Origin of the sequence: Stappia sp. 28M-7 (assembly GCF_014252955.1) — a bacterium.
Classification (GTDB): domain Bacteria; phylum Pseudomonadota; class Alphaproteobacteria; order Rhizobiales; family Stappiaceae; genus Stappia.
In genome coordinates this window covers 2,780,722-2,792,460 of sequence record NZ_JACMIA010000001.1, presented here as the reverse complement: position 1 = coordinate 2,792,460, position 11,739 = coordinate 2,780,722, and the positions used below count along the sequence as shown (strand labels likewise).

Sequence of the window (11,739 nt, the reverse complement as noted above, 5' to 3'; positions counted from 1 at the left end):
GTGCGGCGGTGCAAAGCGCGCCGGCCTGACCTGCGACGCAAGATCGACATTACCGGGATAGACGAGCCGGATATATGAAGTTCCTGATCAAACTCTTCGGCTACCTGTTCGGCATCGGTGCCGTGCTGGGATTGCTCGTGGCCGCGGGTGTCTGGCTGTTCCTCCAGGACATGTCCGAGGACCTGCCGGACTACACCGCGCTCAAGAACTACGAGCCGCCGGTGATGACCCGCGTTCATGCGGCCGACGGCCAGCTCATGGCGGAATACGCCAAGGAGCGGCGGCTGTTCCTGCCGATCCAGGCCATCCCGGATCTGCTGAAGCAGGCCTACATCTCGGCCGAGGACAAGAACTTCTACTCGCATCTGGGCATCGACCCGGAAGGCATCGCGCGTGCCGCGGTCGCCTATGTGCGCAATTACGGCTCCGGCCGCCGCCCGCAGGGCGCCTCGACGATCACCCAGCAGGTGGCGAAGAACTTCCTGCTGACCAACGAAGTGTCGATGGAGCGCAAGGTCAAGGAGGCGATCCTGGCCCTGCGCATCGAGCAGGCCTACACCAAGGACGAGATCCTCGAGCTCTATCTCAACGAGATCTATCTCGGCGTCGGCGCCTATGGTGTGGCCGCGGCCTCGCTGCTCTACTTCGACAAGTCGGTGCACGAGCTGAGCCTGGAAGAGGTGGCCTATCTCGCCGCCCTTCCCAAGGGTCCGAACAACTACCACCCGTTCCGCGAGCGGGACGCGGCCATCGAGCGCCGCAACTGGGTGATCGATCGCATGGTCGAGAACGGCTATGTCGACAGCCTGGCCGGCGAGGAAGCCAAGGCCAAGCCGCTGTCGGTCAAGCTGCGCTCGCGCGGCACCCACCTGTTCGCGTCCGAATATTTCTCCGAGGAAGTGCGCCGTGAGATCGCCAGCATGTACGGCGAGACGCGCCTGTACGAAGGCGGCCTGTCGGTTCGCTCGACCCTCGACCCGAAACTGCAGGTGATGGCGCGCAAGGCGCTGATGGACGGCCTGATCGCCTTCGACCAGCGCCGCGGCGGCTGGCGCGGTCCGGTGCAGAAGATCGAGCCGGGCGCGGCCGACTGGGGTGTCGAGCTGTCCAAGATCGAGGGCATGCCGGACGTTCCCGAGTGGCGTCTGGCGGTGGTTCTGTCGGTCTCCGGCGAGGCGGCTGAGATCGGCCTGCAGCCGACGCGCGAGACCAACGGCCAGCTGTCGACCGAGCGCGAGCGGGTCAGCCTGCCGCTGTCCGGCATGAAGTGGGCCCGCATCAGCGGCCGCTCGCCGACCAATGCGGGCGACGTGCTGTCGCCGGGCGACGTGATCTATGTGGAGAAGGGCGAGGGCGAAGGGTACGAGCTGCGCCAGTTCCCGAGCGTCTCCGGCGCGCTGGTGGCGATGGATCCCTATACGGGCCGCGTGCTGGCGATGGTCGGCGGCTTCTCCTTCTCCCAGAGCGAGTTCAACCGCGCCACGCAGGCGTATCGCCAGCCGGGTTCTGCCTTCAAGCCGTTCCTCTACGCGGCCGCGCTCGACAACGGCTATACGCCCTCCAGCGTGATCATGGACGCACCGTTCGAGATCGCCCAGGGTCCAGGCCTGCCGATGTGGCGGCCGCAGAACTACGGCGGCAAGTATTACGGTCCCTCGACGCTGCGTGTCGGCATCGAGCTGTCGCGTAACGTGATGACCGTGCGCCTTGCCCAGGACATGGGCATGCCGCTGGTGGCCGAATACGCCAAGCGCTTCGGCATCTACGATGCGATGACGCCGGTCCTGTCCATGTCGCTGGGCGCGGGCGAGACCACGGTCATGCGCATGGTCACTGCCTATGCGATGATTGCCAATGGCGGGCGCCAGGTGCATCCGACGCTGATCGACCGCATCCAGGACCGCTACGGCAAGACCGTCTACCGGCATGAGGAGCGGATCTGCGAAACCTGCGCGACCGATCATTGGGCAGACCAGCCCGAGCCGGAGCTGGTCGACAATCGCGAGCAGGTTCTCGACCCGATGACCGCCTACCAGATCACCTCGATGATGGAAGGCGTGGTCCAGCGCGGCACCGCCACCAGCGTCAAGGTTCTCGGCCGTCCGGTCGCCGGCAAGACCGGCACGACCAACGACGAGAAGGACGCCTGGTTCGTCGGCTTCACGCCGGACCTGACGGTGGGCGTGTTCGTCGGCTACGACACGCCGAAGCCGATGGGACGCGGTGCGACGGGCGGCCAGGTGGCGGCGCCGATCTTCATCGATTTCATGCAGGCTGCGCTGAAGGATGCGCCGCCGGTCGAGTTCCGCGTGCCCAAGGGCCTGCAGCTGATCCCGATCAACCGCCAGACGGGCCTGCGCGCGGGCGCCGGCACGCCGGGCACGATCCTGGAAGGCTTCAAGCCGGGCACCGCTCCGCCGGACGAGTATTCGATCATCGGCTTCCAGGACGAGATCGGCATTCCGCGCACGGTCTCGCCGGAGGCGGGCCAGGCCGTCATGAGTGGTACCGGCGGCCTGTACTGACCCGGCAATGTTCCGCCCCGGCAGTGCCGGGAGCGGAACCCGACAGCTTCGACGCCGCGGCAGGGGAGACCCGGCCGCGGCGTTTGCGATTGGCGGCCCGATCAACTATGGTCCGCGACCGAAACGGAAGCGCCGTCAGGCCTGTGGCGAGGACGGTTTCCATCTTTTCGAACTGCAACCCCCAACTGGCGAGAAAGGACAGCGATGCGCGCTGAAACCGAGGCCGTGGTCGACGAAATCAAGCAGGCCATAAGCCTGCTGAGGAGGCATCTTTGACTGGGACAACGCGATTGTCCGTCTGGATGAACTGAACGCCGCTTCCGAGGACCCGACCCTTTGGGACGATCCGACGAAGGCGCAGAAATTGATGCGCGAACGCCAGCAGCTCGACGACGGGCTGACGGGCGTGCGCAAGCTGGAAGCCGACCTTGCCGACAATCTCGAGCTGATCGAGCTCGGCGAGATGGAAGGCGACAAGGACGTGGTGGGCGAGGCCGAGCAGGCGCTGAAGGCGCTGCGCAGCGAGGTCAACAAGCGCCAGATCGCCTCGCTCCTGTCGGGCGAGGCCGACGGCAACGACTGCTATGTCGAGATCAACTCCGGCGCCGGCGGCACCGAGAGCCAGGACTGGGCGAGCATGCTGCTGCGCATGTACACCCGCTGGGCGGAGCAGCACGGCCACAAGGTCGAGACGCTCGAACTCCATGATGGCGAGGAAGCCGGCATCAAGTCGGTGACGCTCAAGATCAAGGGCGAGAACGCCTATGGCTGGCTGAAGACGGAATCGGGCGTGCACCGGCTGGTGCGCATCTCGCCGTATGACAGCCAGGCGCGCCGGCACACCAGTTTCGCCTCGGTGTGGGTCTATCCGGTCATCGACGACTCGATCGAGATCGAGGTCAACGAGAGCGACTGCCGCATCGACACCTACCGCGCCTCGGGCGCGGGCGGCCAGCACGTCAACACGACCGACTCGGCGGTGCGCATCACCCACCAGCCGACCGGCATCGTGGTGCAGTGCCAGTCGGAGCGCTCGCAGCACAAGAACCGGGCGACCGCCTGGTCGATGCTGAAGGCGCGGCTCTACGAGCTGGAACTGCAGAAGCGCGAGGAGAAGGCGAATGCCGAGGCCGCATCGAAGACCTCGATCGGCTGGGGCCACCAGATCCGCTCCTATGTGCTGCAGCCCTACCAGCTGGTGAAGGACTTGCGCACGGGCGTCGAGAGCACGAACCCGACCGGCGTGCTGGGCGGCGACCTCGACGACTTCATGGAAGCCACGCTGGCGCAGCGCGCCTTCGGCGGCGCTCCGGATGCGGTCGAGGACGTCGACTGACGCCTTCCCGGCGGAGTTGTCTGCAGAAACGAAAACGGCGCCCCTCGGGGCGCCGTTTGTCGTTGCGGGGCGGGCTACACATTGCCCGCCGGTCTTGATCAGTCGTGCAGCAAGGTGGCGATCTTCTCGCCGGTGCGCAGGAAGCGGATGGGGTTGAGCGGCCGGTCGTTGACGCGGACCTCGTAGTGCAGGTGCGGGCCGGTCGAGCGCCCGGTCGAGCCGACCGAGCCGAGCCGGTCGCCGGTGACGACCTCGTCGCCTTCGCTCACGCTGATGCTGCTCATATGGGCAAAGCGGGTGACGACACCGCTGGGATGGCGGATCTCGACCGACTTGCCGTAGCCGCCGTTGCGTCCAGAGAAGATCACCTTGCCGGGGGCGGGTGCGCGGATGGCGACGCCCGTGGTCGCGCGGAAGTCGAGGCCTGTATGCATGGCCATGCGGCCGAGGAACGGATCGACGCGCGGGCCGAAGGAGGAGGAGAGCTCGGCGCCGGGGACCGGCGAGGCGAGCGGGATGCCGCGGGCGGCTTCCTTGACCTGGGAGAGGGCGAGCAGCGCCTTTTCGGCACGCTCGATGCGCGAGTCGAAATCGGAGCCAGTGAGCGGAACGAAGGGACCGCCCTGGCTGGAGGCAAGGTCCGTCTTGACGCCGGCAAGCTGCAGGCCGAGCTCGTCGGCCGCATCGGCGATGGTCACCGCGTCGCGCTCCGCGGTCACGGCGATGACGTCGAGCGCGGCGTGGGCTTCGCCGTCCATGCGGTCGAGGGCGGCGTTGACGTTGTCGATCAACTCCACGCGCTGGTCGGGGGCAGGCTGGCTTGCGGGCGTCTGGGGCTGGGAGGCGGCTGCCTCCGGCGCAAGGTCTCGCAGCGGCTTGCCGGGAGCGGCGGCGCCCTGACGGGCGGCGGCTTCGGCAGCGGCATTGTAGTCGGCCTTGGTGCCGCGCAGGCTGAGAACGGGCGAAATCTCGATGGGTTCGGGCGTGCCGCCGATGCCGGTCGGAGCATCGATCGAGCCGAGCGCGACGACCGGTGTTGCGGGCTTTGCCGCCGGCACCGGGCTGCCGACCGCGACGCGGATGCCGTTCTCGGCAGCCTTGGCCAGCAGGCCGGAGACGCGCGCCTGCCTCGTGTCGAGATCGCGCTGGCGCTCGACCACGTCGGCGAGCTGCTCCTCGATGCTGCGGCGCTCAAGCACGCGGCGGCTGGTCAGCTGGTCGATGCGCGAGCGCAGCGAGGCGATGCGGTCCTCGTAAGACAGCTGCATCTGCGCCTGGCGCTCGGCCGAAGACTGGATGATGTCGTCGCGCAGGACGAGATAGGCGGTGGCGCCGATATAGCCGACCGCGAGCATGGTGCCGACCGCAGTCGCCAGGCCTGCCACGAGCGGGGAAATGGTAAAGCTGCGGACATTGTCGCCACGGGCGATAATCACCCGGTGCGGCTCTTTCCGCTTGCCGAAACCCCCGCGGCCGTTTCCTGCGTGTCCTGTCATTCGTCTGTGGACCCGTTCCCGGCGGTGCCAGACACATACGCGGCACCTTCTTCGGATCCGATCATGCCCCCGTTAAGGTTAACAAAAGCTAAGGAACTGTCCGAATTCGAGAATCCGATCAGCCGATCAGGCGGGCGAGGGGACGGTAGAAGCCGGGCGTAAGGCCGGCCTCGGAGCGTGCCCGGTCGTTGAACGGAGGCTTCAGCCCGCCCTTGAAATGACGGCGCACCAGATCCTGGAAACGCCGCTCGGGGTCGCAGCGTTCCTTGTCGCACAAATAGCGGAACCACTTGGCGCCAAAGGCGACGTGGCGCTTTTCGTCGCGATAGATGATCTCCAGGATCGCCGCCGTCTCCGGATCGCCGCGCCCGCGCGCCTTCTCGATCATCGGCGGGGTGATGTCGAGGCCGCGCGCCTCCAACACCAGGGGGATGACGGCAAGGCGCCCGGCGAGGTCGTCGCCGGTGCTTTCGGCGGCCTCCCACAGCCCGTGATGGGCGGGAAGGGCGCCGTAATGCGAATCGAGATCCTCCAGCCGCCGGCGCAGCAGCGAGAAATGCTTGGCCTCCTCCAGCCCGACGCGCACCCAATCGTCGAAGAAGGAGCGGGGCAGCGCCCGGTCGGCGAAGCGCCCGACCATGTCCCAGGTCAGGTCGACGGCGTTCAGCTCGATATGGGCGAGGGAGTGCAGCAGGGCGATGCGCCCGGACGTTCCGCCGACGGCGCGCTTGGGCATGTCGCGCGGCGGCAGCAGGACGGGCGTGTCCGGCCGTCCCGGCTGGTCGGGCATGCGCTCGCTGCCCGTCCGTCGGCGCAACGAAAGCGTGCGGCCGAACCAGGCGCGGGCGGTGGCGTGCGCCACGTTGGTCTTTTCATCGAGCGAGCGGGAGGCGACGACTCGCCGTGCGCCGCAGGCGAGCGAGGCAGGGGTGTAGTCCGCCGTCTCCGCCTTGCCCGGCGAGACGCGGGTGTGGGAACCGTGAGGCCGAACCGTGCTGTCTGGGGGAACTTGCATGTGATCTCCGCTGGCGCCGGGAGCGGCGCCGGACGGATCCGGCGCCTGCAGCGCTTGCCCGGCTTAGCCGCCGGCGGCGCGGACGGCCTCCAGCACGGCTTCCGCGTGGCCGGGCACCTTAACTTTGCGCCACGTCTCGACGATCTTGCCGGCCTCGTCAATGAGGAAGGTCGAGCGCTCCACGCCCATGTACTTCTTGCCGTACATGGACTTCTCGACCCACACGCCCCAGGCGGTCGCCACGGCCGAATCCGGGTCGGCGGCAAGGATCACCGAAAGGTCGTGCTTGGCCTTGAACTTGTCGTGCTTTGCCGCCGTGTCCGGCGAGATGCCGACGATGACCGCCCCGGCCGCCTCGAACTGCGATGCCAGTGCTGTGAAGGCGATCGCCTCCTTGGTGCAACCCGGTGTGTCGTCCTTCGGATAGAAGTAGAGCACCACCTTGCGTCCGCGCAGATCGGACAGGCGCAGCGTGCCGCCACCGTCCCGTTCGAGCTCGAAATCAGGGGCGGCGTTTCCGGCTGTGATTTCCGTCATTCTGCCTTCCTTTGGTCATTTGGAGAGTGAAAGGTGCAAGTTTCCTCGCCGGTTGCAGATACGCATCGCAGACAGGCGCGGATCCCCCTTGCGCCATACAATGATTTCCGCGAATCGCGGATGATCAGACTGCCATGCCCAAAGGACCGGGACACTGCTGAAACGCCTCATACATCGTGACAGGCCGCTGCGAGACGTGCTGCGTCGCAAGCCTCGGCTGTGGCGGACGAGGACCTATGTCCTGGCGGCGCTCGGCGTCCTATTGCTGGCGGTGTTCGGCGGACTGATCGTTACCTTCGGCAATGGCCCGGTTTCCGTGCCCTATCTCGCGCGAATGATCGCCGAGCGCGCCTCGATGCCCGGAACGACGCTGGAGGTCGGGGCGGTTACGGTGGACCTGTCCGAAGGCCTGCCGCCAAAGGTGGAGCTGCACGATCTTTCCGTCGAGGTCGATGCCGACAGCGACCTGTCGCTGCACGTGCCGCGTGTGTCCGCCCCCCTTGATGCGGCAGCACTGCTGACCGGCGACCTGCATCCGGCCGAGATCCGGCTGGAGCATGCCAGGCTGAAAATCGCGCGAGCGGCGCGCTCGGCATCTTCCAGCGAGATCCCCGATATGGCCGTGGTCGCGGAAGCGGCCGACCGCACCGCTCGCCTTGCCGTGGGGCAACTGGCGCAGCGCGGCATTGCCCGCATCGAACTGGTTTCCGCGGAGATCGTGCTGGAGGGCGAGAAGACCTACCGGATGCGCGGCATCGACGCGGAGCTGACGAGGGCTGCCGACGGCACGCTGCAGGTCGACGCGCAGGTTGCCGGCCGGCTCGGCCAGTGGAAGGCCAAGGCGAGCCGTTCCACCGATGCGGAGACCGGCGAAAGCCTGATGCGGGTCGATGTGTACGACGTTTCCCTCGGCGAGTTCGTGCCCATCGACGCCTCGGTGGGGGCGGGCAAGGGGCTCGGCATTCCTGTGCGCGGGCGCCTCGATGTGACGGTCGACGCGGAAGGCAATTTCGGCACCACGCGTGCGGGCGTGATCGTCTCGCCGGGTTGGATCAACACCGGGCGCACCGTGGTCGGCTTCGACACGATCGACGTCCAGCTCTATTGGGAAGCAGGGTCGCCTGGCTTCCGCATCGTCCCGTCCAATTACCAGAGGGGCAACACCTTCCTGCCGTTCGAGGGGGTGGTCGAGCCTCCGCGAGAATGGCAGGAGGCGTGGTCCTTCCGCGTGGTGTCGCGCGATGCCCGCATTGGCCCGTCGGATGTTCCGGGGCCGCCCTTTGCCATGGAGAGGTTCCTGGCGGAAGGGCGCGTGGACCTGGACACGCAGGAGATCCATTTCGACAAGCTGGCGCTGCGGTCGGGGTCGGCGGAAATGGACGGCGCCGGCTCGCTGCGCATCGGCGAGGACGGTCCCTACATGGCGCTCGCCGTCCAGAGCGGCGCGATGTCGGTCGCCACGCTGAAGCGGCTGTGGCCCATCACGATGATGCCGCCGGCAAGAGCCTGGGTGATCGAGCATGTCGTCGACGGCCGGATCGAGGGAGGACGCGCGACGGTGTCGCTGCGCCCGCCCGCCTTCGATGTGGACGACGAGGCGCCGGGCTGGGCCGGTGATGACGTACAGGTCGACATCGCTTTCTCCGATCTCAGCCTCAGCACCGTCGGCACGGTGCCGGTGGCGCAGGGCCTGTCCGGCCGCATCCAGGTTGCCGATGAAGTGCTGACGATCACGTCGCCTTCCGGCGTGATGGTGGCGCGGCCGGGCGAACAGATCGCCATCAGCGACACGGTGTTCAAGGTGCCGGACATCCGCGAGAGCGGCGACAAGACCGGCGTCCTGAAGCTGACGGCCAAGGGGCCGGCAAAGTCGCTGGCGACACTACTGGACGCCGAACCGTTCACGGTGCTGTCGCGCAACGACCTTGCTCCCGACGATGTGGCGGGCTCGGGCGAGATGACGCTCAACGCCACCTTCGCCCTGGTCAAGGACGTGCGGGTCGATGATGTGGACTGGGATCTTGCCGGCTCGCTCAAGGGGTTCACCAGCGATCGGCCGATCCGCGGCCACAAGCTGAGCCGTGCCGATCTGACCTTCGCGGTGGACGAGGGAAGCCTGTCGCTGAAGGGGCGCGGGCGGCTCGACGGCTTGCCGGCCAATCTCGATCTCGTCGTGCCCTTCGACAATGCCAATGGCGAGGCCGTCGTCGCCCGGCAGGGGGTCGTGATCGAGGTCACGGCGGAACAGCTCGCAGATCGCGGCATCGACATTCGCGGCTTCGTCAATGGTCCGCTGAAACTGTCGACCGAGGAAACCGATGCCGGGCAGTCCTACGAGGTCGACCTGACGCGGGCCAGCATCGAGCTGGCCGAGGTTGGCTGGAGCAAGAGCCCCGGCGTTGCCGCGCGTGCGGTGTTCCGCATGAGCGAGGTCGAAGGCCGCCGCGAGATCCGCGGTTTCCGCCTGACCTCGGAAGGGGTGGAGATCGACGGCGGCATCACGCTGACGGCTGCCGGCGATCTGGAGCGGGCGGAGTTTTCGCGCTTCGCCTTGCGGGCAAGCGACGAGGCCAGCTTGCGGCTGTCCAAGCGCGGGCGGCAGATCACCGTCGACCTGCAGGCAACGCGGCTGGATGCGCGCGGGCTGATCGCCAGCCTGAGCGGGAGCAGCAAGGGCGGTGCCGCGGACAAGACCGCACTCAAGATCAATGCCGAGGTCGGCCAGCTGATCGGCTTCAACGGCGTAACCCTGTCCGGCGTGTCGCTCGCCATGTCCAAGTCCGGCGGCGAGTTGCGCGCGCTTGAGCTGTCAGGCGCGTCCGGCGGCAAGACGACGTTCCAGGCGAAGCTGACCGGGGAGGGGCAGGGACGCGAGTTGACCGGCACGTTCCAGGATACCGGAGCGATCCTGCGCTTTGCCAATCTCTATGACCGCATGCGCGGCGGCGTCGGCATCCTGTCGGTCGCCATGCCGTCGGCCAGCGACTGGATCGGCCGCTTCAAGATCAAGCGGCTGGCGATTACCGAGGACCCGGCGATCCGCGAGCTTGCGCGCAGCCCGGGGGTGCTCGAAGCGCGCGATCCGCGCAGGCAGCAGCTGCTGGCCGCGGCCGAACGGAGCGGCGAGGCGACGTTCAGCGCGCTGGATCTGGAGTTCCGTCGCAGTGGCGACATGCTGACCATCACCGACGGCACGCTGGCCGGCCCGACCATCGGCGGCACGGTGTCGGGCAATGTCAATCTGGCGGCGCGTTCGCTGGACATGACCGGAACGTTCGTGCCGGTCTTCGCGCTCAACAACCTGTTCGCCAAGATCCCGATCCTGGGCTTTGCGCTCGGCGGCGGCTCCGATGAGGGGCTGATCGGCGTGACTTACCGGCTGACCGGCTCGCTGGCCGAGCCGGTGCTGACGGTCAACCCGGCCTCTGCCATGGCGCCGGGCATCTTCCGCAAGATCTTCGAATACCGCTGAGGGGCCGACGCGCCTTTGAAAAATGAAACCCCGGGCGCGGGCGCCCGGGGTTTGCAGTCGTGTCGGCCGTGTCGAAGGGCGGTCGAGCGCTCAGACGGCTTTCAGCAGCACATGCTTTTTCTTGCCGAGCGAGAGCTTGATGACGCCCTCGTCCACGAGATCGGACGTGCCGAGCACGCGCTTCTCGTCTTCTGCGACCACGTCGTTGACGCGAAGGCCGCCACCCTTGACCTGCCGACGGGCCTCGCCGTTGGAGGCGCACAGGCCGGCGGTGACGAAGGCGGCCAGCAGGCCGAGACCGGCCTCAATCTCGCCGCGAGCGATCTCCACCGTCGGCAGGCCCTCGGCCAGCGCACCTTCCTCGAAGGCACGGCGCGCGGTCTCGGCCGCTTCCTCGGCAGCCTTGCGGCCATGAAGGATGGCCGTGACTTCGGTGGCGAGCACCTTCTTCGCCTCGTTGATCTCCGAGCCGCCAAGGGCGGCAAGCCGGGCGATCTCGTCCAGCGGCAGAACCGTGAAGAGCTTGAGGAAGCGCTCGACGTCGCCGTCCTCGGTGTTGCGCCAGTACTGCCAGAAGTCATAGACCGACAGCAGATCGGCATCGAGCCAGACGGCGCCCGAGGCCGTCTTGCCCATCTTCGCGCCCGACGAGGTGGTCAGCAGCGGCGAGGTCAGCGCATAGAGCTGCTGGGTGCCCATGCGGTGGCCAAGGTCGATGCCGTTGACGATGTTGCCCCACTGGTCGGAGCCGCCCATCTGGAGCCGGCAGTCGTAGCGACGGGCCAGTTCGACGAAGTCGTAGGCCTGCAGGATCATGTAGTTGAATTCGAGGAAGGACAGCGACTGTTCGCGGTCGAGACGGGTTTTCACGCTGTCGAAGGACAGCATCCGGTTGACCGAGAAATGGCGTCCGACGTCGCGCAGGAACTCCAGGTAGTTGAGCGGGCGCAGCCAGTCCGCGTTGTTGATCATCAGGCCGCCGCCGAGCGGGCCCTTGTCGTAGTCGATGTAGTTGGAAAAGGCGCGCTTGATCGAGGCGATGTTGTCCTCGATCATTTCCACGGTCATCAGCTTGCGGGCCTCCTCCTTGAAGGAGGGGTCGCCGACCATGCCCGTGCCGCCGCCCATCAGCGAGATCGGCCGGTGGCCGGTCGCCTGGAACCAGTGCAGCATCATGATCTGCATCAGATGACCGACATGCAGGCTGGATGCCGTCGGATCATAGCCGATATAGGCGGTGACCGTCTGAGTCCGCAGGAGATCGTCGAGCCCGGTCTCATCCGACATCTGGTGGATGAAGCCACGCTCGCTAAGGGTCCTCAGGAAATCCGACTTGAATCCGGTCATCTTGCCAATCT

At 67.1% G+C, this 11,739-nt stretch carries 7 protein-coding genes; 3 read left to right on the top strand and 4 right to left on the bottom strand.

The features are described from left to right. Positions 1-83 precede the first annotated feature (83 nt). Together H7H34_RS12290 and prfB are read left to right on the top strand one after the other, a co-directional pair. Positions 84-2,525, top strand: a complete 2,442-nt coding sequence (locus H7H34_RS12290; protein ID WP_208996665.1) for a penicillin-binding protein 1A — start codon at positions 84-86, stop codon at positions 2,523-2,525. A gap of 204 nt (positions 2,526-2,729) precedes the next feature. Beyond that, positions 2,730-3,861 (top strand): peptide chain release factor 2 gene (gene prfB / locus H7H34_RS12285; RefSeq protein WP_120267662.1). Its coding sequence is split into 2 segments (ribosomal slippage): positions 2,730-2,798 and positions 2,800-3,861, totalling 1,131 coding nucleotides; the frame shifts between segments, so codons are not numbered across the junction. A gap of 98 nt (positions 3,862-3,959) precedes the next feature. On the opposite strand, the gene H7H34_RS23735 is transcribed toward prfB, so the two are convergent. From H7H34_RS23735 to H7H34_RS12270, 3 genes are all read right to left on the bottom strand, one after another. Further along, positions 3,960-5,297: a peptidoglycan DD-metalloendopeptidase family protein gene (locus H7H34_RS23735; RefSeq protein ID WP_185925337.1), complete on the bottom strand. Its 1,338-nt coding sequence runs from the start codon at positions 5,295-5,297 to the stop codon at positions 3,960-3,962. Positions 5,298-5,475: 178 nt separating this feature from the next. Next, positions 5,476-6,372 carry a ferritin-like domain-containing protein gene (locus H7H34_RS12275; protein WP_185925336.1) on the bottom strand — a complete coding sequence of 299 codons (897 nt, stop codon included), beginning with the start codon at positions 6,370-6,372 and terminating at the stop codon, positions 5,476-5,478. Positions 6,373-6,435: 63 nt separating this feature from the next. Further along, entirely contained in the window at positions 6,436-6,909 is a 474-nt protein-coding gene (locus H7H34_RS12270) for a peroxiredoxin (protein ID WP_120267665.1), read from the bottom strand. Positions 6,910-7,105: 196 nt separating this feature from the next. Between H7H34_RS12270 and H7H34_RS12265 the strand changes: the two genes are divergently transcribed. Then, positions 7,106-10,381, top strand: coding sequence for an AsmA-like C-terminal domain-containing protein (locus H7H34_RS12265; RefSeq protein WP_185925335.1), 3,276 nt, complete (start codon positions 7,106-7,108; stop codon positions 10,379-10,381). Positions 10,382-10,471: 90 nt separating this feature from the next. Here H7H34_RS12265 and tyrS read toward each other — a convergent pair whose 3' ends face one another. Next, positions 10,472-11,728 (bottom strand): tyrosine--tRNA ligase, encoded by a 1,257-nt coding sequence (gene tyrS / locus H7H34_RS12260; protein WP_185925334.1) that lies wholly within the window; start codon positions 11,726-11,728, stop codon positions 10,472-10,474. Between the last annotated feature and the right edge of the window lie 11 nt (positions 11,729-11,739).

Coding starts and splice junctions, on each gene's coding strand:
- H7H34_RS12275 (WP_185925336.1), bottom strand. CDS start 6,372: ATGCAAGTTCCCCCAGACAGCACGGTTCGGCCTCACGGTTCCCACACC.
- H7H34_RS12270 (WP_120267665.1), bottom strand. CDS start 6,909: ATGACGGAAATCACAGCCGGAAACGCCGCCCCTGATTTCGAGCTCGAA.
- tyrS (WP_185925334.1), bottom strand. CDS start 11,728: ATGACCGGATTCAAGTCGGATTTCCTGAGGACCCTTAGCGAGCGTGGC.